This window comes from Streptosporangium sp. NPDC048047, assembly GCF_040653115.1.
Lineage (GTDB): Bacteria > Actinomycetota > Actinomycetes > Streptosporangiales > Streptosporangiaceae > Streptosporangium.
The window spans coordinates 304,458-329,462 of sequence record NZ_JBEZNH010000002.1; the positions used below are offsets into that span (position 1 = coordinate 304,458).

A 25,005-nucleotide genomic window follows, 5' to 3' on the forward strand; every position below is an offset into this window, starting at 1 on the left:
CTGCTCCTCACCCCAATTGGACAAACCAGGTGGGCCGGAGCATAACACCGCACCATCTCTGGTCCTGACAGCTCGTACGGTGTTCCACCGGAACACCGGATCGTAGGGAGACGCCTGGTGGACGCCACGAAGGACACGGGAACCGCCGAGGGCCCGCAGCACCCGGCCGGCACGGACGCCCCGGACGCCAAGGCACCCCGGAAGCCGGGAGAGGACGCCGCAGTCTTGGAGCACGCCGCCGATGCCGGTGCGCCGGACCGCCCCGAGGAGGGGACGGGCACGGAGGCGAGTCGCTCCGGGGACGGCGCGGAGGCGGAGGCGGGACCGCCGGCGGTGCGGCTCACGCTGCCCGGGTGGCTGGCGCGCCTGCGCGGCCCGGTGGCGCTGGGCGCGGCGGCCCTCATCGCGGCGTCGCTGGTGCTGCGCGTGCTGGTCCTGCGCGACTCCTACTTCGTCGAGGACGACCTGCTGTTCGTCGGCAACGCCTACGGCGAGGACTTCACGCTCGACTACCTGACCCGGGTGCACAAGGGCCACTTCATGCCGGGTGCGATCGCGCTGACCTGGGTGCTGTCCCGCGTCGCCCCCTACGACTGGGCGCTGGTGTCGGCCGTCACGCTCGCCGCGCAGGCGCTGCTCGGCGTGCTGACGCTGCGGCTGCTGCGGACCCTCTTCGGCACCCGGCCGGCGATCCTGCTGCCGCTGGCGCTGTTCCTGTTCTGCCCGCTGACCTTCCCCGCGTTCGCCTGGTGGGCCGCGGCGATCAACGCGATCCCGCTCCAGCTCGCCCTGGTGCTCGCGCTCACCGCCCAGGTGCGCTTCGCCCGCGGGGAGGGCGCCGGGTACGGCCGGCGCGCGCTGATCTGGTGCGTGGCCGGCATGGCCTTCAGCACCAAGGGCGTCTTCGCGCCCTTCCTGCTGTTCGCGCTGACCACGGCGTTCCTGCGGGACCGGGATACCGGCTGGCTCCGCTCGATGTGGCGGGAACTGCGGGCGAACCGGTGGCTCTGGGCGGCGCACGCGGCGGTGCTGGCCGCCTACACGCTCGTCTACCTCGACCGGATGGACACCGCGCCGGGCGAGGGAGCCTCGGCTCCCAAACCCGGTGTGGCGGCCGACCTGGTCTCCCTGCTGCTGGGCCGTACCTTCCCCAGCGGGGCGGTCGGCGGGCCGGTGTCCTGGACGCCGACCCCCGCGGGCGGCCTGGCCGCGCCGTCCGGCTTCGTCGTGGCGCTCTCCTGGACGGTGCTGGCGGTCACGGTGGTGGCCACGCTCGCCTACCGCCGCCGGGCGCACCGGGCATGGCTCACGCTGGCCGGGTACCTGGTGCTCGCCGACGCGATCCCGACGGTGATCGCCCGGGGCAGCTACCTGGGACTGGTGGGCGCCGAGACCCGCTACGTCGCCGACGCCGCGCTGGTCCTCGCGGTCTGCCTGGGCTGCGCGCTGCTGCCGGTGGCGGGGGAGACGGACGCCTACCGCCGTCCGCTGCCCGACCGGTCCTCGCTCGCCCTCGTCGCCGGGCTCACCGCCGGGGCCTACCTGGTGCTGTCGGTGTTCTCCGTCGAGGCGTACCGCGCGACCCTGAACGGCCAGCGTGTCCGGGCCTACCTCGACACGGCCGCCGCGGAGCTGGCCGCCGCCCCGGACACCGCGGTGATCTACCCGGCGCCGGTGCCGCCCGACATCGTGCTGCCGGTGAACGGCGAACGGCGGCTCACCGACCGCCTGCTCGCCCCGCTGGCCCGGCCGGCGCTGCGGGCGAGGATGGCCCACCCCGAACCCACCGAGGACGCCCGGGTCTTCAACCGGGACGGCAGGCTGGTGCGGATGAACGTCGCCCCCGGCTTCTTCGCCGCCCGGGGCCCGGACGAGCGGTGCATGCGGACGCTGCTGGGCGCGATGTCCTTCCCCGACGCGGTCTCCTTCGGCGGCCGGGCCACCGTGGGCGGCCTGTCCTACTCGGCGGACCGCCCCGCCTCGGTCACCGTGGAGGTCGGCGGGGAGCGCACGGTCCTGTCGCTGCGCAGGACCGTCACGGGGCTGGTCCAGTTCCCGGTGCACGGGATCGGGCGGGGGATGCGGATCGAGATGAACGACCCGGAGGCCCCGGTCTGCGTGATCGCCGTCGCCCTGGGCTCCCCGGCTCCCGAGGGCGAAAGCCCGTCCTGACTCACTCTCAAAGACCGCTGCACCCGTTGCTTTCAATAAAGGGCTTGATTTTGAAAGAAGATGGGTACGGTGGACGCATGGCCGTACATGACGAACAGGCGCGGCTCGTGGTGGAGGACCTCGCCGATCTGCTGACCCTCGCGCAGCGGCGAACCGCCGACCGGGCCCTGCACGAAGCGGTCCGCCGCATGTCCCAGCGGCATGACCTGGGACCGCGACCCTCCGCGGTACGTCTTTCCACCGCTGCTGAGCTTCTGGAGGTGACGGTTCCCACGGTCCGGTCATGGATGAGCCATGGCCTGCTGGAAGCGGTGCCCGGCGAGGGCGTCGCCCGCGTCTCGGCGACATCGCTCGCCAGGGTCCTTGTGGTGCTTCGCGAGCTCGGCGAGGACGAGTCCGGCCGCAGGCTGGCCAGGGTGATCGACGCGCTTCGTGACCGTGACCTGCTGAGCAGGGCGCAAGAGGCGCTGGCCGGGGCGACCGACTTCGTCGAGTACGGCGAGTTCGAGCTGGAGGAGTTGCTCCGTTCATGAGCCGTCGCGCGCGTCATATCGGCGAAACCCCTCGCGGCGCTCGTTTCCGGATCATTGTGGCTAAACAGGTCGACGCGACTGTTCGTGATGCCAGGACGCCGCGTCGGGTCAGGGAGGCATACGTTCATGTGCACCGTGATGCGGCCCAGCGAGGATGCTCCGCTGCCCATTATCGGTTGTCGGGTCCGGGTAACTGGCCTCGGTTCTGTGTAGTGCAGCTACCGGAAAGCTGGCGGCTGATAATGAGTTTTCCTGAGATTGACACCGCTGCCTTCGTGCTCCTGGAGCAGCACGACAACCGCACCGACCCATATGCATTCCTCGGGGATGCCTTCGGTCTGCCCGACCGGGCTGGCCACGGCGCGGGTCGTTCCCGACCCAAGCCTGCTTGCTGTGAGGACAAGGACGACCCACCTCTCGTCGAAGACGAGGAACTCATGGCGGCGATCGATCAAATCATTCAGAACCGGCGGTAACCGCACTTGGTGGCTGTTCCAGCCGTGTGACGACGTTGCATTCGCCTGAGCCGAAGGTCTCCGGTAGTCACCGCCGGCGGTTCGTCTTCTCTTCGAAAATCTCCAGGTCGAAGGCGCCGTCGGCGGCTGCCGCGCGTAGCCGCGTCAGTGCCGCCACCCGCTGTCGGTTCTCCAGCACCTCGCGTAGCGCGGCCTCGACCGTCTCCGTCTTCGAGCCGGTTCCCAGCGCCTTGGCCACCTCGGCCAGCAGATCGTCATCCAGATCGATCATGGTTCGACTCATCGCGCCTCCCCGTATGTATAGGTACGCATCACATATACATCGCGATGTGTCATCGCATCGGCTTTCGGCCTTCTCCTCGTCCGAGATGGGCCAGGCGGTAGGCGGGGCGTTCGATGAAGCGGTGGGTGAGGGCGGCCAGCGCGAGGGTGATGGCCGCGATGGGGACGAGGTTGGCGAGGAAGCCGCCGGTGAACGACGGCTGCCCGGTGAAGCCGTACCAGAGATGGATCGCCACGAACTGCCAGAGGAACACCCCGTAGGAGATCCGGCCGAGGTAGGCCATCGTCCGGTTGCCGAGCAGCAGCCGGACCGGGGAGTCGCCGGGGGGCGGCAGGGTGGCCGGGACGAGCAGGCACGCGGCGACGACCGTGTAGAGGACGATCTCGAACAGGCCCGACCAGAGGCCGTCGATGCCGAGGAAGCGGGTGCCGGTCACCGGGGAGGCCGCGAGCGCGTAGGCCAGTGCGGCGACCAGCCACCACGAGCCGGGGGAGGCGGACGCCGCCCGCCGGAACCGGCTCGCGGGGGAGTCTCCGGCGGGGTCGGCCCGGTCCCAGGCCAGCACGACGGCCAGGGCCATCCCGGCGGCGAAGAAGATCGCCGACCGGGGCGCCCAGGAGTTCAGGTAGGGGCGGTACTCCGGGTAGTAGGTCAGCAGGGTCCAGACCAGGGACACCGCCCCCAGCACGGCCAGCCCGGTCAGCAGCCGCCGGGCCCGGACGTCCGTGTCCGGGCCGCCGCGCCGGGCGAAGGCCGCGAGCCCGGCCGCCAGTAGCGGGAGGGCGACGTAGAAGGCCGCCTCCACCGACAGGCTCCACATCTGGGCGAGGCCCTTGGGGCCCAGGCCGAACCACCAGGGGTGGGTGTCGTAGTTCTGGGTGAGGGTCAGCAGCTTCAGCCAGGTCCAGCCGTCCGACAGGTGGTCGCGCGACCACAGGAGCAGGGCGACGGCGACCACCAGCCAGTAGGCGGGCAGGATCCGCAGGGCGCGCTTCCACAGGTAGGACCGCACGTGCACGGGTTCCTCCCCGCCCAGCAGCGACGCCGCGAAGGGGCGGTAGAGCAGCAGCCCGGAGAGCGCGAAGAAGATCGGCACGGCCACGTCGCCCCGGGAGAGCAGCGCGCCGCCGAAGCCGGGCGCGAGCGCGGCCCCGCTCTCGGTCGCCACGTGGAAGACGAGGACGGCGAACGCGGCGACGGCGCGCACGCCGTCGAGGGTGTCGAGCCGGCCGTCGCCGGTGAGCGTCGCGGGCCCGTCGCCGGAGGGCGGCGCCGGGCCGTCCTCGGTGAGCGTCGCCCGCCCGGTCTCGGACGGCGTCCCGGACGGCGTCGCGGGCGCGTTTTCGGCGGCCGGTATGGCGGGTTCCGGGATGTCCCCTGGGTCCGGGAGGTGCAGTTCGGGGGTAGTTTTGCGGGGGGTCGCGGGATCCGGGTCGGAGAGGGCCTCCGTGGCAGAACCTGTTTCGGTCACTTTTCCGCATCCCCACGTGACGACGGTCACTCTCGGCAACTAACATACTGGCCAGTAGCCTCGTTAATCCAGATATATCCCCCTAATTCTCCCAGGTCGGGACCCCCCAGGAGGCCAGATGCGCCGGACCGTCGGACTAGTCCTCATAGCACTGGGGGCGTTCCTCATCGTGCTGGCGCCGCTCGTGCGGTTCCAGGTCAGCCCCAAGCTGATCGCCGCCCCGGCCGACTACTACGGGATCAGCGAGCTGACCGCCCCGGGCGCACGGTACTTCAGCGCCGGGGACCTCAAGGTGATGACCGGCGACGCCGACATCACCGTGACCACGCGGGGGGACGTCTCCCAGGCCCAGGGCGACCGGGTGGTCTGGGACGAGGTCATGGCGGTCAACGACGTGACCAACGACAACCCGCTGATCTCGCTCGTCCCCCGCCGCAGCGCCTTCAACAAGTACACCGGCGAGGCCGTCGACTGCTGCGCCGCCAACATCGACAAGAAGCCGGTGAAGCTGGAGGGGCAGGTCTACCTGTTCCCCTTCGACGTGCAGAAGAAGACCTACCGGGTCTTCAACGCCACCGCCGGCAAGGCGTTCGACGCCCGCTTCGTCGGTGAGGAGAACGTCAACGGGGTGCGTGCCTACCGGTTCGAGCAGGACGTCCCGAAGACGAAGACCGAGACCCGCACCGTCCCCGCCTCGATCATGGGGGTGACGGACACGACCGGCGACATCGAGGTCGACCGGTACTACAGCGGCCGGAACACCTTCTGGGTCGAGCCCACGACCGGCTCGCCGGTGCGGCAGGAGCAGGAACGCCACGAGGTCCTCACCACCCAGGACGGCGCCCACACCATCACCGCCTTCGACGCGACGGCGAGGATGACCCCCAAGACGGTCGACGCCCTGGTGAGCAAGGCCCTGGACGGCAAGAGCCAGATCACCCTGCTCAAGGTCACCATCCCGCTGGTCCTGCTGATCGTGGGCGTCGTCATGCTGGTCGCCGGGATCCTCATGGTCATCGCCGGCCGCGGGCGGCGGGAACTGACCTGGTGAACGAGGAGACGGCCGTCGCGCGGCCGCCGGCGGACCCGCCCGCCTCCTCCAGGTTCTCGCCCGTGGCGCTGCTGCGGGCCTGCCGGCCCCGCCAGTGGCTGAAGAACGCCCTCGTCTTCGCGGCCCCCGCGGCGGCGGGGGTGCTGACCACCCCCCGGGGCCTGCTGGGCACGGCGATCGCCTTCGGCGCGTTCTGCCTGGCCGCGAGCGGCGCCTACCTGCTCAACGACGCCGCCGACGTCGAGGCCGACCGCCGCCATCCGCGCAAGCGCCGCCGTCCGATAGCGGCGGGGCTGGTCACCGTACGGCTCGCGCGGATCGTCGGGGTCGTCCTGCTGCTGCTGGGCCCGGCGCTGGCCGCGCTGACCGGTGACTGGCGGCTGCCCGCCGTCGTCGCCGGGTACCTGGCGCTGACCTTCGCCTACACCTTCTGGCTCAAGCACCAGGCCGTGGTGGACCTGGTCGCGGTCGCCGGCTGCCACGTGGTCCGCGCCCTCGCCGGCGCGGTCGCCGTGGACGTGCCGGTGACGAGCTGGTTCCTGGTGGTCGTCTCGCTCGGCTCGCTGCTGCTCGTGACGGGCAAGCGCGAGGCCGAGCTGCGCGCCTCCGGCGACTCCGCCCGGCGGGCCCTGTCGGCCTACACGCCCAGCTACCTCGCCGGGGTCCGGGCGATGTCCTCGGGCGCGATGATCGTGACCTACTGCCTGTGGGCGCTGAACGAGCGGCACCCCGGCCCCTTCCACGCGATCAGCATCGTGCCGTTCGTGCTCATCGTCCTGCGGCACAACCTGCTGGTGGACCGGGGGGTGGGCGAGGAGCCCGAGGAGCTCGTGCTGCGCGACCGGCCCCTGCTCCTCTTCACCGGACTGCTGCTCGTGCCCCTGCTCGTGGGAATCTACCTTTCATGACCTTTCTCACCGGCTGGGGCCGTACCGCGCCGACCCCGGCACGCCTGGCCCGCCCCCGCTCCACCGAGGAGGTCGCCGAGCTGGTACGGCGGGCCCCCGGCCGCGGCGTCGCCGCCCGGGGGCTCGGCCGCTCCTACGGCGACGCCGCGCAGAACGCCGGGGGGCTGGTCTGCGACTGCACCGGGCTCGACACGTGGTCCATCGACGAGGACACGGGCCTGGTCACCGCGGGCGCGGGGGTGAGCCTGCACGACCTGATGACCGCGCTGGTGCCGCGGGGCTGGTTCGTGCCGGTCACCCCGGGGACCCGGCACGTGACCGTCGGCGGCGCGCTGGCGGCCGACGTGCACGGCAAGAACCACCACGTCGACTCCTCCTTCGGCGCCCACCTGCGCTCCCTCACCCTGGTCACCGCCTCGGGCGAGACCCGCACGGTCACCCCGGACGGAAACCGTACGGCCGAAGGCGGCGGGGCGGTGCCGGACGGTGACCTGTTCTGGGCCACGGTCGGCGGGATGGGGCTCACCGGCGTGATCACCGAGGCGGTCTTCCGGTGCGTGCCGATCGAGACCTCCCGCGTCCGGGTGGACGTCGAACGGACCCGCGACCTGGACCAGACGCTGGAGACGATGGCCGCCACCGACGACCGCTACCGCTACACGGTCGCCTGGATCGACCTGCTCGCCCGCGGCGGCCGGATGGGCCGCAGCGTCCTCACCCGGGGCGACCACGCGTCCCGCGAGGAGCTGCCGCGCGGCGCCGACCCGCTGGCGTTCGGCCCTGGCCCGGTGCTCAAGGCCCCGCCCTGGGCGCCCAACGGCTTGCTGAACCCGCTGACCGTACGGGCGTTCAACGAGGCGTGGTACGCGAAGTCGCGCCCGGCGACCGGTCTCATCCAGGGCATCGCGCCCTTCTTCCACCCCCTCGACGGGGTGGACGGCTGGAACCGGGTCTACGGCTCGCGCGGGTTCGTGCAGTACCAGTTCGCCGTGCCGTTCGGGCAGGAGGCGACGCTGCGGCGGATCGTCGCCCGGCTGTCCGCCGAGGGCGTGGTGTCCTTCCTGACCGTGCTCAAGCGGTTCGGGCCGGGCACGCCGGGGATGCTGTCGTTCCCGGTCCCCGGCTGGACGCTCGCCCTGGACATCCCGGCGGGGCGGCGGGGCCTGGCCCGGTTGCTGCGCGGGTTCGACGACCAGGTGGCCGAGGCGGGCGGCCGGATCTACCTCGCCAAGGACTCCCGGGCGTCGGCCGCGACGGTGGCGGCGATGTACCCGCGGCTGGAAGAGTGGCGCGGGATCCGCGAAGAGGTGGACCCGGACGGGGTGTTCCGCTCCGACCTGGCCCGCAGACTGCTGCTGTGAGGGCCGGCGCCGTACGGGCTCACCGGTCGTCCGGGGCCGGTGGGCCCGGGTCCCGAGAGAAGGAGGCTCATTCCGTGAGGAACGCGCTGGGGTCGGTGGACACCGTGCTGCTGCTCGGCGGGCGCAGCGAGATCGGGCTGGCGATCGTCGAGCGGCTGGTCCGCGACGGCGCCCGCCGGGTCGTGCTCGCCGCCCGCGGCATCGCCGGGGGGACGCCCCCCGTCATCGGTGACGCCGAGGTGCACCTGGTCGACTTCGACGCCGCCCGCCCGGAGACGCACGGCGAGGTGATCGAGACGGCCGCGAAGCTGGTCGGCGACCTCGATGTGGTGATCCCCGCCTTCGGCGTCCTGGGCAGCCAGGCGGCCTACGACGCCGACCCGGTGGCCGCCGCCGGGGCGGTCGCGGTCAACTACGGCGGGCACGTCTCGGCCGGGCTGTCCGCCGCCCGGCGGTTGCGCGAGCAGGGGCACGGCACGCTGGTCGTCCTGTCCTCGGTGGCGGGGGTGCGGGTACGGCGGGCCAACTTCGTGTACGGCTCGGCCAAGGCGGGCCTGGACGGCTTCGCTCAGGGCCTGGGCGACGCCCTGCACGGCTCCGGGGCCCGGGTGATGGTGGTCCGGCCCGGGTTCGTCGTCGGCCGGATGACCGAGGGCATGTCCCCGGCGCCGATGTCGTCCACCCCGGGCGAGGTGGCCGACGCCGTGATCGCGGGCCTGCGCTCGGGGGCCGAGACGGTGTGGGTCCCCGGGCGGCTGCGGTGGGTGTTCGCGGTGATGCGCGTGCTGCCGCGCGCGATCTGGCGCAGAATGCCGCGCTGAAACCTGTTCCCTTCTCATCTCCTGTTCCCGCTGCGGAGGGAATTACATAGCTAGAACACGTTGCAGTCATTCGGAGCCGGTCGTACCGTGAGCGCATGCGGACACGCGTCACGGACATGCTCGGCATCGAATTCCCGATCTTCGCGTTCAGCCACTGCAGGGACGTCGTCGCCGCGGTCAGCCGCGCCGGCGGGATGGGCGTGCTCGGCGCCCTCTACTTCACCCCGGAGGAGCTGGAGGTCGAGCTCGCCTGGATCGACGAGCACGCCGGCGGCCGGCCGTACGGGGTCGACGTCGTCATGCCGGCCTCCTACGAGGGCGCCGGCCTCGACGTCGACTCGCCCGAGGACCTGGTGGCGCGGCTGCAGGGGATGATCCCCGAGGGGCACCGCCGCTTCGTCGACGGCCTGCTCGCCGCGCACGGCGTGGCCGAGCTCCCCGACTCCGAGGCGGGCGCGGGGAAGGTGCTGCTCGGCTGGACCGACGCCACCGCCCGGCCGCAGGTCGAGGTGGCGCTGCGGCACCCGATCGCCCTGCTGGCCAACGCCCTCGGGCCGCCGCCCGCCGACGTCGTCGAGGCGGCGCACGCGCGGGGGGTGCGGGTGGCGGCGCTGGCCTCCACGCCCCGGCACGCGGTCAAGCAGGTCGAGGTGGGCGTGGACATCGTCGTCGCCCAGGGCACCGAGGCGGGCGGGCACACCGGCGACATCTCCACCATGGTGCTGATACCGCAGGTCGTGGACGCCGTGGACGTGCCCGTGCTGGCCGCCGGGGGCATCGGGAACGGCCGGCAGATGGCGGCCGGCATGGCGCTCGGCGCCGAGGGGGTGTGGACCGGCTCCGTCTGGCTGGCCGTGGAGGAGGCGGACACCCCCGAGGCGGCCCGGCGGCGCATCCTCGCGGCCACCTCCCGCGACACCGTCCGCTCGCGCTCGTGGACGGGCAAGCCCGCGCGCCTGCTGCGCAACGAGTGGACCGAGGCGTGGGAGGCCGAGGGCTCGCCCGGCACGCTGCCGATGCCGCTGCAGTTCATGCTGGTCTCCGACGCCCTGCGCAGGATCGGCCGGTCCGACGCCGCGGAGCTGGCGACCTTCCCCGCGGGACAGATCATCGGGGCGATGAACCAGGTGCGGTCCGCCAAGGAGGTGGTGTTCACGATGGTCGAGGAGTACATCGAGGCCGTCGAGCGCCTGGGCCGCCTGTCGGGCGACGGGTAGGGGACCCGCGGGCGGTCAGGTGAAGCGGCGGTAGGTGATGGGCTGGTGGCCCGCCACATTGGCGACCTGCACCACCGTCCCGGTGTGCGGGGCGTGGATCATCTTGCCGTCGCCGATGTAGATGCCGCAGTGCGTGGCGGGGTTGCCGAAGGTGATCACGTCCCCGGGCTGGAGCGGGAGCGTGGCCGGCTTCCCGCTCACCCGGTAGCCCTCGGCCGTGGTGTCGCCGATCTTCACCCCGGCCTGGTTCAGGCAGTAGTACACGAGCCCGGAGCAGTCGAAGGCGCGGGGGCCGTTGGCGCCCCAGACGTACGGCTTGCCGAGGTGGGTCCGCGCGGCGGACACGATGTCGGCCCCGGTCCCCGAACCCGTCACGTACGGCAGGGCGTCCGCGGTGGCGACGCCGCCCCCGCCGCCGGGTGACCAGGGCGCGCCGCCGGCCGTGGCGCCGGGCGGGGCGCCGGGCGCCGAGGCGAGCGAGGTGGTGCGGACGGGGGTGCGGTCCGCCGGTATCCACCCGTCGACGCTGCCGTCCTTGGGCGCGAACTCCTGGCCCGCCGGGGCCGCGATCTTGCCGAACGTCGAGGAGAGGTCGCGGAGGTACCCGTCTATCTTGCCCTTGGCGGTGGAGAGCGCGGTCTCGGCCGTGGTCACGTGCCCCTCGGCGCTGGTGACGGACCGGCCGACCGCCGTGCTGATCTGCTCCTTGGTGGCGCGCGGGTTGCCGCGGTGCCAGTCGAGGAGGGCGGAGCAGACCTCGTCGATCTTGCTCTTGGCCGTGTGCACGGCGTCGGCGGCGTCGTCGAGGGCGTTGGCGCAGTCGCGGAGCGTGTCGCGCAGCTCGTTGCCCGCCTCGGGATAGGCCCGCATGTACCGCACGAACGCGTCGGCCGAGTCGCCGTGCCAGGCCCCGTAGACCTTCCGGCGGATCGCCCCGTCCAGGTCGGCGAACGGCTCGGCGCTCTTGGTGGCGGCGTCCCGCCAGCGTTTCGCGATCGCGCGGATCTCCCCGGGGTTCCCGTCCGCCTTGGCCGCCAGCGCGACCAGCCGCTCCCCGCCCAGGCTTCGCACGGCTCCCATGTCGGTCATATCGCGCGTGTGCCCTTCCCGTGGCCCGGCTCGGTCTTCCGGATGTTCCGCTCGACGTTGTCCAGGGCCCGCTCCACATCGTCGAGGCGGTTCTTCCCGGCGCGGACGTCGGCGTCCACGTGCTTCTCCACCCGGCCCGCCGTGGCGGCCAGCTCCGCGCCGCCCTTCAGCGTGCCGAAGAGGGAGGCGCCCACCTCGGCGGGGAAGCCCTCGCGGGCGTCCGTCAGCTCGCGTCCCCGCCGGTGTGCCAGCCGGCCGAGTTCGAGGAGCGCCTGGCGGCTCCACTCGATGTCCGTCGCCACGATCGGGTCCTTTCGCCGCCGCCCCGGAACCGGCCGCTCGCGGGGGGTCGGCCGGCTGCTCGTGCGAAATCACCTGCCAAAGCTACCGAAAAGGATCATATAAGAAACGGCTCAAATTTCCGGGTTTTTCGGGCATGGGATCAGCCGGCGAGTTCGCGGACGCCCTTCACCAGCCGGTCCACGTCGGACTCGTCGGTGTACGGCGCGATCCCCGCCCGGACCGCGCCCGCGTCGCCGAGTCCCAGCCTCCGCGAGCACTCCAGCGCGTAGAAGCTGCTCGCGGGCGCGTTGACCCCGCGCTCGGCCAGCAATCGGTAGGCGTCGGCAGGGGTGACGCCGCCCGGGGAGAACAGCGTCGTCGGGGTGCGCCTGCGTCCCGCCGCGCCGTACAGGGTGACGCCCGGGATGCCGGCCAGACCCGCGTCGAGCCGGTCGAGCATGGCCCGCTCGTGCTCCTCCAGCGCGCCCATCGAGGCGGCCAGCCGCTCGCGCCGGCTCCCGCTCCCCGGAACCAGGCCCGCGAGGAAGTCGACCGCCGCCGTCGTGCCGGCGAGCAGCTCGTACGGCAGCGTGCCCACCTCGAACCGCTCGGGCACGGCGTCGGACGAGGGCAGCAGCTTGTCCGGACGCACGGTCTCCAGCAGCGCGGGATCGGCGGCGAGGACCCCCAGGTGCGGTCCGAGGAACTTGTACGGCGAGCAGGCGTAGAAGTCGGCGCCGAGCGCCCCCATGTCGACCAGGGCGTGCGGGGTCAGGTGGACGCCGTCGACGTAGAGCAGCGCCCCGGCCGCGTGCACCGCCTCCGCGATCGCCGGGACGTCCGGCCGGGTGCCCAGCAGGTTGGACGCGGCGGTGACGGCGACCAGCCGGGTGCGGTCGGTGAGCAGGCCCGTGACGGCCTCGACGGGCAGCTCACCGGTGGCCGGGTCGAAGTCGGCGCGGCGCACCGTGGCCCCGCGCGCCTCGGCCGCCTGCACCCACGGCCGGATGTTCGCGTCGTGGTCCAGCGTGGTGACCACGACCTCGTCGCCCGGACCCCACTCCTTGGCCAGCGCGCGGGCCATGTCGTAGGTCAGCTGCGTCATGCTGCGCCCGAACACGATGCCCGCCGAGTCGGCCGCGAGCAGGTCGGCCATGGCCTGCCGCGCCCCGGTCACGATCCCGTCGGCGCGGCGTTCGGCGGCGGTCATGACGCCCCGGTTGGACACAGCCGCGCGCAGGGTGCCCGCCACGGCGTCCGCGACCACGTCGGGGACCTGCGAGCCGCCGGGGCCGTCGAAGTGCGCGGCCCCCTCCTCCAGCGCCGGAAAGTGCGCCCGCACAGCCGCCACGTCGTACGTCATGAAGCCTCCTGAAGACGAATGTCCCTGGTTCAGCTCCCCGATTATCCGCATTTATCCCTCGAAGGGCTTCCTCATCTGGTCTCGGCGGCCGATTCGGCCGATCATCGCCGGGCGCGTGCGAAGCCGACCGGCGGAGACCGGCATCCCACGCCGCGAGGAGGCTCCGTCCGGGCGCGCTCCATGCCCTGCCGTCAGGGAAGCGGTTCGATCTCCACCGCGGGGGCGACGGCGCGCAGTTCGTCGCCGCGATCGGTGACGACGCGCCAGCCGTACCGGACGCCGCACCAGGCGACGTGCGCGAGAGGGAGGTCCGAGGTGTCGAAGTCGCCGATCTCGTGGGCCTTCTCGCGGTCGTCGAGGAAGTCGATGTCCACCGTGGGAGAGCTGGTGAGAAGCATCAACTGCCAGCGCAGGTCGTGCGGAACGGTGGCGAGGGCCTCGGCATAGGCGCTCACCGGGATGAGGAGGGTGACGGTGCCGGAGCGCAACGCGGTGGCGATGAGGGCGCGGGCGTAGACGTGCTTGCCCGTCGCCGCCGACGTCAGGGCGGAGGTGTCGAGAATGCGACCCGAACCGGTCGGGGGGAACGAGCTCACCGGTAGATGGTGTCAGGAGGCGGCGCGGTTCCGGTCCAGTTTGAGGGAATCGGCGGCCCGGTCCAGCTCGGCCTGCGGCAACGGACCCCAGGCGTCCGCGAGGCGGCCCAGGACGGTCAGCCGGGCGGCGCGTTCGTCGACGGACCGTTTGACGGCCGCCTGCATGGAGATGCCCTCCGCCTCGGCCATGCTCCGCAGGCGGCGGGTCTCGTCGTCGTCGAACCGGATGGTCATCGCCATGCCCTCACGTTAACCGACGGGTGATACCGTCGGCCAGCCATTCCGGTATCACCGGCGAACGCAATGCGCCGCCGCTGGGCCGCCGCCGGAGGAGGGCGCAGGCCGCCACGCCGTCCGGCACGAGAAACCCTTCCGATTGCTACCTCAAGTAGCAAACTGGATGGATGAACGCGTCCGAACAGCGGTTCGCCCCCGGGGGCGGTCCGGCGGCCAAGGTCAGCGTCTCCCTGCGCGCCAGCAATATTCGAGCCGTCAGGGAACGGGTCGGAGCGCGAGGGTTCTCGGCCTACGTGGACGCCGCGGTCGAGCGGCAGATCGAGCGGGACCTCCTGGAGGAGGCGCTCCGGGAGAACGAGACGGCTTCCGGGCCGATCCCGCAGAGGCTGCGCGACGAGGCGGCCGAGCTGTTCCGCGAGGTGAAGGCCGCACCCGAGCTTCAGGAAGAGGGCGGATGACGCGCGCACGAAGCAGGCTGAGTGCGGGCCGGGCACCCTCGTCCTCGACTGCGAAGGTCTCGTCAGGTGGTGCGCCGTCGATCCGAGGGTGACCGCGATCGTGCGTGAGGCCCAGGACAACGACTTCCGGGTCGTGGTCAGCGCGATGACCCCGATCGAGGCTCAGGACGTCCGTGTGAAGGGCGACCGCCTCCGGTGGTACCTGTCCCGGTTGAAGGTCGAGCCGGTCACCGAGGAGATCTGTTCGCGGGCGATCGACCTCCTTCGCGACGCCCGCCTGCACGGTCACAAGTACGCCATCGACGCCGTGGTGGCCGCGACGGCGCTGGAGGCCGTCAGACCGGTGATCGTCCTCGCCTCCGACGAGGACGACATGGACAAGCTCTGCGGCAAGGCCGTCAAAGTCGTCGGCGTCTGAGAACGGGGAGCCCTGAGGGGACGCCCACGCGGGAGCCGGGTCGTGCGGTCAGCGCGGGGAAGGCGGCCGGTCGGCGGCCGTCGCCCCATGGAGGGAGGCCCTGACGCCGGTGAGGATCAGTTCGAGGCCGCCTCGGAAGGCGCGGTCGAGATCCTCTCTCGGCCAGGCGTCGGAGCCGCTCTTACGGGCCTGCTCCTCGACGGTGTAACCGTTGACGTAGGCCAGGACGGTATCCACGGCGACGGCCGCCGTGTCCGCGGGGACGCCCGCGGCGATCAGGGACTCGATCAGCCGGTGGAAGGCGGCGACGGCCTCGGCGCTCGGCTCGTGGAAGCCGGACATGAGGCGCGCGCCGTCGCGGTGGGCCAGCATGACCTCGCGCAGACCGATCGCGACGCCGCGCAGCCTTGCATCCCAGGGGCCGTCAGGGGGCGGGGCTCCGGGGGGCGGGATGACCGGGCGAGGCGTGGGACGAGTGCTGGTGATCGGGGCGGGGCTCGGCGGGCTGACGCTCGCCCACGCGCTCGTCCGCGCGGGCATCGACGTGCAGGTGTTCGAGGCCGACGACGGCGGTGGCGAGCGGTTCCAGGGATACCGGATCGGGCTCGGGCCGCTCGCGATGGAGGCGCTGCGCGCGAACCTGCCGCCGCGGCTCTACGAACTGGCCGAAGTCACCAGCGGGAGCCTGACCGGGCCGGGGATGTTGTTCGATGAGCGGCTCACACCGCTCAGCCGTGACCTGGAGGGGCCATCTGCGGAGACCAGGGCGGTGGACCGGCAGGTGCTGCGGCGGATCCTCCTCGGAGGGCTGGAGGGCCGGGTCGCGCACGGCAGACGGCTGACGGGTCTCGCGGAAGCGGCGGACGGGACCGTGACCGCGCGCTTCGCCGACGGCACGCAGGCCACGGGGGAGGTGCTGGTCGGCGCGGACGGCGGGAACTCCGTGGTGCGGCGGCACCTGGCGCCCGAGGTGAAACTCGTCGACTCGGACCTGTGCGGGGCGATGGGACGGACCCCGCTCACCGACCGCTTCCTGCGGCTGGTGAGCGGCCGGGGCACGATGGTGAAGGGTCCCGGGATCACGCTGATGCTGGGGCGCATGCAGTTCGGCAGGGAGCCGTCCGAGGCCGCCGCCGAGCTCGCCCCCGAGCTGGACATGCCGTACCGGGACGGCTATGTGCGCTGGGTGCTGATGATGCCGCCGGACCATCCGGCGGCCACCGGGCCGGGGGTCGTCGGGGAGGACGCCCGTGAGCTGGCGCTGGAGCTCATCGACGGCTGGCATCCCGACCTGCGGGAGCTGGTGCGCCGCGCCGACATGAGCGCGGTCGGCCGTTCCAAGGTCCACGACCGGCCGATGCCGTCCTGGCCGGTGGGCCGGATCACGTTGCTCGGCGACGCCGCGCACCTGACGCTCGCCAGCGGCGGGAACGGCGCGAACACCGCGTTGCAGGACGCGGTACGGCTGTGCGCGCGGCTGGCCGAAGCCGGCCGGGGTGCACGAGCCCTGACGTCGGCGCTGGAGGAGTACCGGGACGACCTGCTCGAACGCGGAAACGCGGCCGTCGCGTTCGGCAAGGAGGCGCTGAAGAGATTCGTCCCGGCCGCGGGAGCCGCGGGCACGCGGCCCGGCTGACGTCCACTGCCCCCGCGGGCTCGCCGGCGCCGTGCCTCACGCGCCCCGGTAGACCGCCGGGCGCTTCTCGCGGAAGGCGCGGGCGCCCTCCTTGGCGTCCTCGGAGCCGATCACCGGCCAGCCGATGGCGTCGGCGACCGCCAGCGCCTCGGCCTCGGGCATGCCCAGGGTCTCGCGGTGGGTGCGCAGGATGGCCTGTACGGCCAGCGGCCCGCACTCGGCGACCCGGCCGGCGAGCTCCAGGGCCTCCTCCAGCGCCTTGCCGTCCGGGACGACCCGGTTGACCAGCCCCATCTCCAGGGCCTCCCGCGCCGTGACGGACCGGCCGGTCAGCAGCAGGTCCATGGCGAAAGCGTAGGGGATCTGCCGCGGCAGCCGCACGGCGGAGCCGCCCATCGGGAACAGCGCGCGGCGGGCCTCGAACAGGCCGAGGACGGCGGACTCGGCGGCCACCCGCAGGTCGGTGCCGACGAGCAGCTCGGTTCCGCCGGCCACGGCGTACCCCTCGACCGCGCAGACGACCGGCTTCGACGGCAGGGCGCCGGGGTCGCGCAGCAGGCCCTTCCAGTGGACGTCGGGGATCTTCGCGGCCCGCTCCCGCACCCGGGGGTCCTCCGAGGGGGCGCCCATGGCCTTGAGGTCGGCGCCCGCGCAGAACGTCCCGCCCGCGCCGGTCAGCACGGCGACGCGGACGTCCGGCTCGGCCGAGACGTAGGCCCAGGCGTCGGCCAGGCCGACCAGCATGTCCGTCGACAGGGCGTTGCGGGCCTCCGGCCGGTCCATGGTCACCACGACGACGTGGCCGTCGCGCTCGACCCGGCAGTGCGGCGTGCTGATCGGCAGGAGTTCCACGGGGCCTCCGGTCTACTGTCAAGCGCTTGCTCGGTCAGGTCGGGCGGGTTACCCTGCCCATGCTTGTGAGAACAGATTCTCGTTCCATCTTCCCCGTATCACCAGAGGTTTCATCAATAACGAGAACGTGATTCACTTTGGCGGTCGGGGCCTTTCGCATTGTCGGGAAGGATCTGTGATGGGCACGCTCGGCTTCTGGAGACTGGCGCAGGCCGATCCCGGCTGGATCGCGGCCGTGGACCCCGACGGCACCCCGCACCGCGCCGGCGACCTGCTCGCCCGCGCCGACCGCCTCGTGCACGCGCTGCGGGACCTGGGGATGGAGACCGGGGACGGACTGTGCGGCCTGGCGCCAAACGGCGCGGACGGGCTCGTGCTCTACCTCGCGGCGCTGCAGGCCGGGTGGTATTACACGCCGGTCAACTGGCACCTCACCGGCCCGGAGATCGGCCACATCGTCGCCGACAGCGAGGCCCGCGCGTTCTTCGTCCACGAGCGCTTCGCCGCCGAGGGCACGCGCGGGGCGGCCGCGTCGGGGATCGACCCGTCCCGGGTCTTCGCCCTGGGGGACGTGCCGGGCGCGCGCCCGGTCGCCGAACTGGTCGCCGGGCATCCCGCCACCACCCCGGCCGGCCGTACGGCGGGCGCCACCATGCACTACACCTCCGGCACCACCGGCCGGCCCAAGGGCGTCCGCCGGCCGCTGAGCGGCCTGGACCCCGACGACGGGGCCGAGCTGATGACGTTCCTGCTCGCGATGTTCGGCATGACCCCGGGCGGCGGGAACGTCCACCTGGTCACCTCGCCGGGCTACCACACCGCGGTCACCCAGTTCGGCGGCTCCGCCCTGCACATGGGTCACACGCTCGTCTTCATGGACCGATGGGACGCCGAGGAGATGCTCCGGCTCTGCGAGCGGCACCGGGTGACCAGTTCGCACATGGTCCCCACCCACTTCAAGCGCCTGCTCTCGCTGCCCGAGGAGGTCAGGGGCGCCTACGACCTGTCGTCGCTGCGGTGGATGATCCACGCCGCCGCGCCCTGCCCGGTACCGGTCAAGCGGGCGATGCTCGACTGGTGGGGCGACTGCGTCTACGAGTACTACGCGGCCACCGAGGGCGGCGGCACGATCGCGACCCCCGAGGACTGGAAGAAGCACCCCGGCACCGTCGGGCGGCCCTGGCCGATCAGCGAGCTGCTCGTCGTGGACGACGACCTGCGGCCCGTCCCGCCCGGCACCCCCGGCACGGTCTACATGAAGATGGCCGGCGCGGACTTCGAGTACAAGGGCGACCGGGCCAAGACCGACGCCGGCCGCCTCGACGGCTTCTTCACCGTCGGCGACATCGGCTACCTCGACGGGGACGGCTTCCTGTTCCTCTGCGACCGGAAGGCGGACCTGATCATCTCCGGTGGGGCCAACATCTACCCGGCCGAGATCGAGAACGAGCTGATGGTCCACCCCAAGGTCGCCGACGTGGCCGTGTTCGGCGTCCCGGACGAGGAGTGGGGCGAGCAGATCAAGGCCGTGGTCGAGCCCGCACCCGGCGTCGAGCCCTCACCCGAGCTGGCCGCCGAGCTCGTCGAGTCGCTCCGGGGCCGGCTGTCCACCATGAAGTGGCCGAAGTCGGTGGACTTCATCGCGGAGATGCCGCGCGAGCCCAACGGCAAGCTCCTCAAACGCAGGCTGCGGGACCCGTACTGGGAGGGGCGCGACCGTGCCATCTGAACGATCCGGCCGCGCCGCGTGGACACGGCCACGGACCACCGCATGGTCCTGGACCGCCGTCCGGTCCCGGACCGTCGTCCGGCCCCGGAACGGGAGGCGCCGATGATCCCGCGGACGCGGCACGTGCTGGAGTTCCCCGGCGGCTACACCCGGACGACCGGGCCGGTGATCGGCCGGTTCCTCACCGAGCTGCGCGACCGCCGCCTCGTCGGCGTCCGCACCGCGACGGGCCGGACGCTGGTGCCGCCGCTGGAGTACGACCCGGACACCGGGGACGCCGTCACCGACGAGTTCGTCGAGGTCGGCCCGGCCGGGACGGTCGGGAGCTGGTCGTGGGCGGGCTCCCCGCGCGCCGGCCACCCCCTGGACCGGCCGTTCGCCTGGGCCCTGATCCGCCTGGACGGCGCCGACACCTCCCTGCTGCACGCGGTGGACGCGGGCGACGTCCGGGCCATGCGTCCCGGCCTGCGGGTCCGGCCCCGCTGGCGGGCCGAGCGCACCGGCCACGTCACCGACATCGAGTGCTTCGTCCCGGAGGTCACCGCGATGACCGCCCCGGTGCGGGTGGAGTACACCGTCACGCCGGGGCTGGCGCTCGCCCGCTTCCTGGAGGGCATCGCCCGGGGCGTCTTCCTCGGCAGCCGCTGCGACTCCTGCGGCAAGGTGTACGTGCCCTACCGGCTGTCCTGCCCCGAGTGCGGCGTCGCCGTCACCGAGGAGGTCGTGCTGCCCGGCACCGGGACGGTCACCACCTTCGCGATCAACAACCTCCCGGACCCGCGCGCCCCCGAGGTGCCGTTCGTGTCGGCCTACGTCCGGCTCGACGGCGCCGATGTCCCCATGATCGTCCTGATCGGCGGGGTCCCGGCCCACGAGGTGCGGGAGGGCATGCGGGTGCGGGCGGTGTGGGTCCCCGAGGCCGAACGCGGGCCGTCCATGGACAGCGTGCGGTGGTTCGCCCCCACCGGCGAGCCGGACGAGGAGATGTGATGCGCGAGGACCACACGGGGCGCGGCGCGGGGCCAGCGGCGGGCGGCGCCGTACGGGAGGGGGTGTGATGCGCGAGGTCGCGGTGGTGGCGTTCGCGCAGACCCGGCACAGCGCCGTCGACGAGGGCCGCAGCGAGCCGGAGATGATCCTCGGCCCGCTGGAGGAGGTCCGCCGGGCGACGGGGCTGCGCCGGTTCGGCTTCACCTGCTCGGGCTCGTGCGACTACCTGGCGGGCGCGCCGTTCTCCTTCGTCTCCGCGCTGGACGCGCTCGGCGCCTGGCCGCCGATCTCCGAGAGCCACGTGGAGATGGACGCCGCCTGGGCGCTGTACGAGGCGTGGGCCAGGCTGCAGCACGGCGACGTCGACTCCGCCCTCGTCTACGGCTTCGGCAAGTCGTCCCAGGGCGACCTGCGGGAGATCATGACGCTCCAGCTCGACCCCTACTACCTGGCTCCGCTCAGCCTCGACCAGGTCTCCCTCGCCGCGCTCCAGGCGTCGGCCGTGTCCGCCGATCGCGCCGAACTGGACGAGATCGTACGGCGCAGCCGCGCCGCCGGCCGGGCCAACCCCTGCGCCCTCGACCTGCCCGACCCCGAGGGGGAGGAGTTCGAGGTCGCACCGCTGAGGCCGTACGACATCGCCCCGATCACCGACGGCGCCGCCGCGGTGGTGCTGGCCGCCGGCGACCTGGCCCGGGAGCTGTGTGAGCGGCCCGCGTGGATAAAGGGCGTCGCCCACCGCATAGAGCCGCACTACCCGGGCATGAGAGATCTCGCCCGGTCGGCCTCCGCCGCCGAAGCCGCACGAGCGGCGGGGGCCGGCGAGGGTCATCCCGACGTGGCCGAACTGCACGCGCAGTTCAGCCACGAGGAGGTCGTGCTGCGCCGGGCCCTCGGCATCCCCGGCGACACCGACGTCAACCCCAGCGGCGGGCCGCTGGCCGCCAACCCCGTCATGGCCACCGGCCTCATCCGGATCGGCGAGGCCGCCCGTCACGTCATGGAGGGAAGGGCCGGCCGCGCCGTCGCGCACGCCGCCGGCGGCCCCTGCCTCCAGCACAACCTCGTCGCCGTGCTGGAGGGCTGAAGATGAACCGTTGCGCGGTGATCGGGGTCGGCCAGACGCGGTACACGACGCGGCGGCGCGACGTCTCCCTCGCCGGACTCGTCCGCGAGGCGGCGCTGCGCGCCCTGGAGGACGCCGGGCTGACCTGGAAGGACATCGACGCCGTCGTCATCGGCAAGGCGCCCGACCTGTTCGAGGGCGTGATGATGCCGGAGGCGTACCTCGCCGACGCGCTCGGCGCGGCGGGCAAGCCGATGATGCGGGTGCACACCGCCGGCTCGGTCGGCGGGTCCACCGCGCTGGCCGGGGCCTCGCTCATCCAGGGCGGCGTGCACGGCCGGGTGCTCACGGTGGCGTTCGAGAAGCAGTCGGAGTCCAACGCGACCTGGGCGCTGTCCACGCACCTGCCGTTCAGCGCCTCACTGGTGGTCGGCGCGGGAGGCTATTTCGCGCCGCACATCCGCGAGTACATCCGCCGCTCCGGCGCGCCGGAGCACATCGGCACGCTGGTGGCGGTCAAGGACCGGCGCAACGCGCTGCGCAACCCCTACGCCCACCTGCGCATCCCCGGCATCGACCGGGCCATGGTCGAGGCGACGCCGATGCTGTGGGAGCCGATCCGCTACCTGGAGACCTGCCCGTCCTCCGACGGCGCGTGCGCGATGGTGCTGGCCGCCGAGGACCGGCTCACCGGCTCCGTCCCCGCCTGGGTCCTGGGCGCGGCCATGCGGTCCGAGCCGATCTTCCGGGCGGGTCGCGACACCGTGAGCCCCCGTGGCGGCCGGGACTGCGCCGCCGACGTGTACCGGCAGGCGGGGGTCACCGACCCGCGCCGGGAGATCGACGTGGCCGAGGTGTACGTGCCCTTCTCCTGGTACGAGCCGATGTGGCTGGAGAACCTCGGGTTCGCCCCCGAAGGGGAGGGATGGAAGCTCACCGAGTCCGGCGCCACCGCCCTGGACGGCGACATCCCGTGGAACGCCTCCGGCGGGGTGCTGTCGAGCAACCCCATCGGCGCGTCCGGGATGATCCGGTTCGCCGAGGCGGCGCTCCAGGTCAGGGGCATGGCGGGTGAGCACCAGGTGGACGGCGCCCGGCGGGCCCTCGGGCACGCCTACGGGGGAGGCGCCCAGTTCTTCGCGATGTGGATGGTCGGCAGCGACAGACCCTGACCCCTCCGGGAGGGCCGAATGGAGTTCAACCACGCGGATCTGTTCGAGGGCCTCGCGGACGCGGTCGGGGACCGGGTCGCCGTCGTCTGCGGTGACGACCGGATGACCTACGCCGGGCTGGACGCCGAGGCCAACCGGCTGGCCCACCACCTCCTCGCCGCGGGTGTGCGGGCCGGGGAGCACGTCGGCATCCAGCTCCGCAACGGCGTCGAGTACGTCGTGGGCCTGCTGGCCGCCCTGAAGATCCGGGCCGTGCCGGTCAACGTCAACCACCGCTACGTCGAGGAGGAGCTGCTGCACCTCTACCGCGACTCCGACATCGTGGCCCTGCTGTTCGACGCGGAGTTCGACGGGCGGGTGTCGGCCGTGGCGCCGCGGGCCGAACGGCTCGGGCACCTGATCGTGGCGGGCGGCCCCTCCTCGCTCGGGACGGCGGTGCCGTACGAGGCGGCGCTGGCCGGGCGGCCGGCCACGCGCGGCTTCCCGGAGCGGTCGGGCGACGACGTCTACATCATCTACACCGGCGGCACCACCGGCATGCCCAAGGGCGTGATGTGGCGGTGCGAGGACCTGTTCTTCGCCTTCGGCGGCGGCAACCCGTACGGCGAGCCGCGCGCCACGCCGCGCGAGGTCGTCGAGGCGGCCGTGGCGTCCCAGCCGTTCAGCATGATGGCGGCGGCCCCGCTGATGCACGGCGCGGCCCAGATGGCCACCTTCATCACCTGGTGGCTGGGCGGCACCATGGTCTACGTCCGCCGGTTCGACCCGGCCGAGGTGCTGCGGGCCATCGAGCGGGAGCGCGTCGTGTCGATCAACATCACCGGCGACGCGATGGCCCGCCCGCTGGCCGAGGAGATCGCCCAGGGCGGCCACGACCTGTCGTCGCTGTTCGTGGTCAGCTCCACCGGCGCCATCCTGAGCGGAGCCGTCCGTGACCGGCTGGCCGAGCTGCTGCCGGACCGGATGATCATGGACGGCTTCGGCTCCAGCGAGTCCGGCTACACCGCCTCCGCCGTCCCGGGCTCCTCACCGGAGTCGGGGCAGCGGTTCCGCGCCAACGACGGCTCCGGCCTGGCCGTGCTCGACGAGAACCTGGAACCGGTCGAGCCCGGGTCCGGAAAGCTCGGCACGGTCGCCAAGAGCGGCCGGATCGCGTTCGGCTACTACCGCGACGAGGACAAGACGCGCCGCACCTTCGTCACCGACCGGGCGGGCACCCGCTGGCTGCTCACCGGCGACATCGCCGCCGTCGAGGAGGACGGCACCCTGACGATCTTCGGCCGGGGGTCGGCCTGCATCAACACCGGCGGTGAGAAGGTCTTCCCCGAGGAGGTCGAGGCGGTCCTCAAGGGCCACCCCGCGGTCTTCGACGCGGTGGTCGCCGGGGTCCCCGACGAGCGGTGGGGCGAACGGGTCGCCGCCGTGGTCGAGCCCCGGCCGGGCGCCGCCCCCTCGGCCGATGAGCTGACCGCGCACTGCCGTACCCGGCTGTCCGGCTACAAGGTGCCGCGCGTCTTCGCCTTCGTCGAGAAGATGGTCCGCTCCCCGGCGGGCAAGGCCGACTACCGCTGGGCCCGAGAGACCGCCCGGTCCGCCGGCGGCTGATGGTCGCCGCCCTCTCCGGGTGGGGCGGCTGCCGGTTCCCCGATCAGGTCAGGGCGTACTACCGGAACGCTTCCTTTGTTTCTGACCTTGAGCCGCAGTTCGAGAAGCCCTGTGATCGCATCTTCCATCTCGGTCCGCTTCGGCAGGTTCCGGAGCGGCGGTACATATGGTCGGGAGGGCGTCCGGTCGACGCCGGCAAGAGGGGTGAGCCAGTGCTGTGACCGCATAGGTTCGCCGGGTGGCCGGGTCAGGCATTGATCGCCGACCGATGGCATGCGGAACGTCCTCGGCGAGGCGTTGTCGTACCCCCGGTGTAGCGTCCGGGCCGGAGCCGGGTTCATACTCTGCGGTTAACGGAGGCACGCGGATGACGAGTACGACAGGCGGGCCCGTGGTGGTGGTGGTGTCCCGGCGCATCGGGGCCCCGGCGGAGGAGATCTTCCGGATCCTGGCCGACCCCGGGCGGCACCCGGACCTCGACGGCTCGGGGATGCTGCGCGGTGGTGTCTCCGACGCCGTGGTCTCGGGCGTCGGGGACGTCTTCGTGATGCGGATGCATTACGAGCGATACGGCGACTATGAGATGAACAACCACGTCGTCGAGTACGAGCCGGACCGTCGCCTCGGCTGGGAGCCGAGGCCCGGTCGTGGGCACCCAGACGCCACCGTGCCCGGGGCCGCGTGGGGCCACCGTTGGATCTTCGATCTGCTCCCGGACGGAGCCGGGGCGACGGTCGTGACCGAGACCTTCGACGCTTCGCGCATGCGGGAGGACAAACGCGCGGAAGTGGACAGCGGGCGCGCCTGGTGGCAGACGCAGATGGCGAGCACCCTGGAACGCCTCGCCGAACTGTGCGCCGCCTGGTGAAAGCCGAACTCGACGCCCTCAAGGGAGCCCTGGACCGTCAGCGCGAGCATGTCCTCGGGGTCCCTACATCGCGCACGGTGTCTTCATCGGCCTGCACCAGCTGGGCGATCACCGGCACCCGGTTCCCGCCGGCGGAGACCAGCAGCATCATCGCGCGCCGGTGTCTGGACTGAGGAGCGCAGCGGCGGAGTGACGAGGGAAGGCATCGGCTCAAGGGCCCCCGGGCCGCGACGCGCAGCGTCGCCATGAGCCTGCTCGGGGGTGCCGGTGTCTGGACTGAGGAGCGCAGCCGCGGAGCGGCGGAGTGACGAGGGAAGGCATCGGCTCAAGGGCCCCCGGGCCGCGACGCGC

At 72.7% G+C, this 25,005-nt stretch carries 26 protein-coding genes; 17 read left to right on the plus strand and 9 right to left on the minus strand.

Translation table 11 applies throughout. From position 1 onward, the window contains the following. Window positions 1-117: 117 nt before the first annotated feature. From AB0D67_RS03095 to AB0D67_RS03105, 3 genes are all read left to right on the plus strand, one after another. Window positions 118-2,172: a hypothetical protein gene (locus AB0D67_RS03095; RefSeq protein WP_362929263.1), complete on the plus strand. Its 2,055-nt coding sequence runs from the start codon at window positions 118-120 to the stop codon at window positions 2,170-2,172. A 77-nt stretch (window positions 2,173-2,249) separates the two neighbouring features. Next, complete coding sequence (locus tag AB0D67_RS03100) at window positions 2,250-2,705, plus strand: hypothetical protein (protein ID WP_362929265.1); 456 nt, start codon at window positions 2,250-2,252, stop codon at window positions 2,703-2,705. Beyond that, the gene (locus AB0D67_RS03105) at window positions 2,702-3,181 is read left to right on the plus strand and encodes a hypothetical protein (protein ID WP_362929267.1); all 480 of its coding nucleotides are present in this window, start codon (window positions 2,702-2,704) and stop codon (window positions 3,179-3,181) included. Before AB0D67_RS03100 ends, AB0D67_RS03105 begins: the two co-directional genes overlap by 4 nt. A 67-nt stretch (window positions 3,182-3,248) precedes the next feature. Here AB0D67_RS03105 and AB0D67_RS03110 read toward each other — a convergent pair whose 3' ends face one another. Continuing rightward, complete coding sequence (locus tag AB0D67_RS03110; protein ID WP_362929269.1) at window positions 3,249-3,452, minus strand: type II toxin-antitoxin system VapB family antitoxin; 204 nt, start codon at window positions 3,450-3,452, stop codon at window positions 3,249-3,251. Between the two features lie 61 nt (window positions 3,453-3,513). After that, entirely contained in the window at window positions 3,514-4,935 is a 1,422-nt protein-coding gene (locus AB0D67_RS03115) for an acyltransferase (RefSeq protein ID WP_362929270.1), read from the minus strand. Window positions 4,936-5,053: 118 nt separating this feature from the next. Between AB0D67_RS03115 and AB0D67_RS03120 the strand changes: the two genes are divergently transcribed. From AB0D67_RS03120 to AB0D67_RS03140, 5 genes are all read left to right on the plus strand, one after another. Then, a complete protein-coding gene (locus AB0D67_RS03120; RefSeq protein WP_362929272.1) occupies window positions 5,054-5,986 on the plus strand; it encodes a DUF3068 domain-containing protein in 933 nt (310 codons plus the stop codon). Window positions 5,987-6,048: 62 nt separating this feature from the next. After that, window positions 6,049-6,894 (plus strand): decaprenyl-phosphate phosphoribosyltransferase, encoded by an 846-nt coding sequence (locus AB0D67_RS03125; protein WP_362929401.1) that lies wholly within the window; start codon window positions 6,049-6,051, stop codon window positions 6,892-6,894. After that, window positions 6,891-8,255, plus strand: coding sequence for an FAD-binding oxidoreductase (locus tag AB0D67_RS03130; protein WP_362929273.1), 1,365 nt, complete (start codon window positions 6,891-6,893; stop codon window positions 8,253-8,255). Before AB0D67_RS03125 ends, AB0D67_RS03130 begins: the two co-directional genes overlap by 4 nt. Before the next feature lie 74 nt (window positions 8,256-8,329). Further along, window positions 8,330-9,076, plus strand: coding sequence for an SDR family NAD(P)-dependent oxidoreductase (locus AB0D67_RS03135; protein ID WP_362929275.1), 747 nt, complete (start codon window positions 8,330-8,332; stop codon window positions 9,074-9,076). 95 nt (window positions 9,077-9,171) lie between these two features. Continuing rightward, on the plus strand, window positions 9,172-10,293 hold the full coding sequence (locus AB0D67_RS03140) for a nitronate monooxygenase family protein (RefSeq protein ID WP_362929277.1): 1,122 nt from the start codon (window positions 9,172-9,174) through the stop codon (window positions 10,291-10,293). Between the two features lie 15 nt (window positions 10,294-10,308). On the opposite strand, the gene AB0D67_RS03145 is transcribed toward AB0D67_RS03140, so the two are convergent. The 5 genes from AB0D67_RS03145 to AB0D67_RS03165 form a co-directional block, all read right to left on the minus strand. Continuing rightward, window positions 10,309-11,373, minus strand: a complete 1,065-nt coding sequence (locus AB0D67_RS03145; protein WP_362929279.1) for an NlpC/P60 family protein — start codon at window positions 11,371-11,373, stop codon at window positions 10,309-10,311. A gap of 5 nt (window positions 11,374-11,378) precedes the next feature. Continuing rightward, window positions 11,379-11,684, minus strand: a complete 306-nt coding sequence (locus tag AB0D67_RS03150; protein ID WP_362929281.1) for a hypothetical protein — start codon at window positions 11,682-11,684, stop codon at window positions 11,379-11,381. A gap of 140 nt (window positions 11,685-11,824) precedes the next feature. Beyond that, a complete protein-coding gene (locus AB0D67_RS03155) occupies window positions 11,825-13,027 on the minus strand; it encodes a cysteine desulfurase-like protein (RefSeq protein ID WP_362929283.1) in 1,203 nt (400 codons plus the stop codon). A gap of 191 nt (window positions 13,028-13,218) precedes the next feature. After that, window positions 13,219-13,623 (minus strand): hypothetical protein, encoded by a 405-nt coding sequence (locus tag AB0D67_RS03160; RefSeq protein ID WP_362929285.1) that lies wholly within the window; start codon window positions 13,621-13,623, stop codon window positions 13,219-13,221. A gap of 12 nt (window positions 13,624-13,635) precedes the next feature. Beyond that, a complete protein-coding gene (locus AB0D67_RS03165; RefSeq protein WP_362929287.1) occupies window positions 13,636-13,863 on the minus strand; it encodes a hypothetical protein in 228 nt (75 codons plus the stop codon). A 164-nt stretch (window positions 13,864-14,027) separates the two neighbouring features. Here AB0D67_RS03165 and AB0D67_RS03170 point away from each other — a divergent pair, with 164 nt between their 5' ends. Both AB0D67_RS03170 and AB0D67_RS03175 read left to right on the plus strand, forming a co-directional pair. Beyond that, entirely contained in the window at window positions 14,028-14,318 is a 291-nt protein-coding gene (locus tag AB0D67_RS03170) for a hypothetical protein (protein ID WP_362929289.1), read from the plus strand. 88 nt (window positions 14,319-14,406) lie between these two features. Then, window positions 14,407-14,736, plus strand: coding sequence for a PIN domain-containing protein (locus tag AB0D67_RS03175; protein ID WP_362929291.1), 330 nt, complete (start codon window positions 14,407-14,409; stop codon window positions 14,734-14,736). Window positions 14,737-14,784: 48 nt separating this feature from the next. Here AB0D67_RS03175 and AB0D67_RS03180 read toward each other — a convergent pair whose 3' ends face one another. After that, complete coding sequence (locus AB0D67_RS03180; protein WP_362929293.1) at window positions 14,785-15,276, minus strand: TetR/AcrR family transcriptional regulator C-terminal domain-containing protein; 492 nt, start codon at window positions 15,274-15,276, stop codon at window positions 14,785-14,787. On the opposite strand from AB0D67_RS03180, the gene AB0D67_RS03185 reads away from it, so the two are divergent. Beyond that, window positions 15,203-16,372, plus strand: coding sequence for an NAD(P)/FAD-dependent oxidoreductase (locus AB0D67_RS03185; RefSeq protein WP_362929295.1), 1,170 nt, complete (start codon window positions 15,203-15,205; stop codon window positions 16,370-16,372). The genes AB0D67_RS03180 and AB0D67_RS03185 overlap by 74 nt on opposite strands. Window positions 16,373-16,408: 36 nt before the next feature. Here AB0D67_RS03185 and AB0D67_RS03190 read toward each other — a convergent pair whose 3' ends face one another. Next, the gene (locus tag AB0D67_RS03190; protein ID WP_362929297.1) at window positions 16,409-17,224 is read right to left on the minus strand and encodes a crotonase/enoyl-CoA hydratase family protein; all 816 of its coding nucleotides are present in this window, start codon (window positions 17,222-17,224) and stop codon (window positions 16,409-16,411) included. A 178-nt stretch (window positions 17,225-17,402) separates the two neighbouring features. Between AB0D67_RS03190 and AB0D67_RS03195 the strand changes: the two genes are divergently transcribed. The 6 genes from AB0D67_RS03195 to AB0D67_RS03220 all read left to right on the plus strand — a co-directional run bounded on the left by AB0D67_RS03195 (window position 17,403) and on the right by AB0D67_RS03220 (window position 24,654). Next, entirely contained in the window at window positions 17,403-18,953 is a 1,551-nt protein-coding gene (locus AB0D67_RS03195; RefSeq protein ID WP_362929299.1) for an acyl-CoA synthetase, read from the plus strand. A gap of 102 nt (window positions 18,954-19,055) precedes the next feature. Continuing rightward, window positions 19,056-19,943 (plus strand): OB-fold domain-containing protein, encoded by an 888-nt coding sequence (locus AB0D67_RS03200; RefSeq protein ID WP_362929301.1) that lies wholly within the window; start codon window positions 19,056-19,058, stop codon window positions 19,941-19,943. Window positions 19,944-20,010: 67 nt separating this feature from the next. Continuing rightward, window positions 20,011-21,030, plus strand: coding sequence for a lipid-transfer protein (locus AB0D67_RS03205; protein WP_362929303.1), 1,020 nt, complete (start codon window positions 20,011-20,013; stop codon window positions 21,028-21,030). Window positions 21,031-21,032: 2 nt separating this feature from the next. Continuing rightward, the gene (locus AB0D67_RS03210) at window positions 21,033-22,181 is read left to right on the plus strand and encodes a thiolase domain-containing protein (protein ID WP_362929305.1); all 1,149 of its coding nucleotides are present in this window, start codon (window positions 21,033-21,035) and stop codon (window positions 22,179-22,181) included. Window positions 22,182-22,199: 18 nt separating this feature from the next. Then, a complete protein-coding gene (locus AB0D67_RS03215; protein ID WP_362929307.1) occupies window positions 22,200-23,786 on the plus strand; it encodes an acyl-CoA synthetase in 1,587 nt (528 codons plus the stop codon). A 367-nt stretch (window positions 23,787-24,153) separates the two neighbouring features. Then, window positions 24,154-24,654, plus strand: coding sequence for an SRPBCC family protein (locus AB0D67_RS03220; RefSeq protein ID WP_362929309.1), 501 nt, complete (start codon window positions 24,154-24,156; stop codon window positions 24,652-24,654). Window positions 24,655-25,005: the final 351 nt, after the last annotated feature.

Coding starts and splice junctions, on each gene's coding strand:
- AB0D67_RS03200 (WP_362929301.1), top strand. CDS start 19,056: ATGATCCCGCGGACGCGGCACGTGCTGGAGTTCCCCGGCGGCTACACC.
- AB0D67_RS03140 (WP_362929277.1), top strand. CDS start 9,172: ATGCGGACACGCGTCACGGACATGCTCGGCATCGAATTCCCGATCTTC.
- AB0D67_RS03155 (WP_362929283.1), bottom strand. CDS start 13,027: ATGACGTACGACGTGGCGGCTGTGCGGGCGCACTTTCCGGCGCTGGAG.
- AB0D67_RS03170 (WP_362929289.1), top strand. CDS start 14,028: ATGAACGCGTCCGAACAGCGGTTCGCCCCCGGGGGCGGTCCGGCGGCC.
- AB0D67_RS03120 (WP_362929272.1), top strand. CDS start 5,054: ATGCGCCGGACCGTCGGACTAGTCCTCATAGCACTGGGGGCGTTCCTC.
- AB0D67_RS03215 (WP_362929307.1), top strand. CDS start 22,200: ATGGAGTTCAACCACGCGGATCTGTTCGAGGGCCTCGCGGACGCGGTC.
- AB0D67_RS03165 (WP_362929287.1), bottom strand. CDS start 13,863: ATGGCGATGACCATCCGGTTCGACGACGACGAGACCCGCCGCCTGCGG.
- AB0D67_RS03105 (WP_362929267.1), top strand. CDS start 2,702: ATGAGCCGTCGCGCGCGTCATATCGGCGAAACCCCTCGCGGCGCTCGT.
- AB0D67_RS03195 (WP_362929299.1), top strand. CDS start 17,403: ATGGGCACGCTCGGCTTCTGGAGACTGGCGCAGGCCGATCCCGGCTGG.
- AB0D67_RS03145 (WP_362929279.1), bottom strand. CDS start 11,373: ATGGGAGCCGTGCGAAGCCTGGGCGGGGAGCGGCTGGTCGCGCTGGCG.
- AB0D67_RS03220 (WP_362929309.1), top strand. CDS start 24,154: ATGACGAGTACGACAGGCGGGCCCGTGGTGGTGGTGGTGTCCCGGCGC.
- AB0D67_RS03210 (WP_362929305.1), top strand. CDS start 21,033: ATGAACCGTTGCGCGGTGATCGGGGTCGGCCAGACGCGGTACACGACG.
- AB0D67_RS03110 (WP_362929269.1), bottom strand. CDS start 3,452: ATGATCGATCTGGATGACGATCTGCTGGCCGAGGTGGCCAAGGCGCTG.
- AB0D67_RS03100 (WP_362929265.1), top strand. CDS start 2,250: ATGGCCGTACATGACGAACAGGCGCGGCTCGTGGTGGAGGACCTCGCC.
- AB0D67_RS03130 (WP_362929273.1), top strand. CDS start 6,891: ATGACCTTTCTCACCGGCTGGGGCCGTACCGCGCCGACCCCGGCACGC.
- AB0D67_RS03205 (WP_362929303.1), top strand. CDS start 20,011: ATGCGCGAGGTCGCGGTGGTGGCGTTCGCGCAGACCCGGCACAGCGCC.
- AB0D67_RS03180 (WP_362929293.1), bottom strand. CDS start 15,276: ATGCCCGCGCGGACGAGCGCGTGGGCGAGCGTCAGCCCGCCGAGCCCC.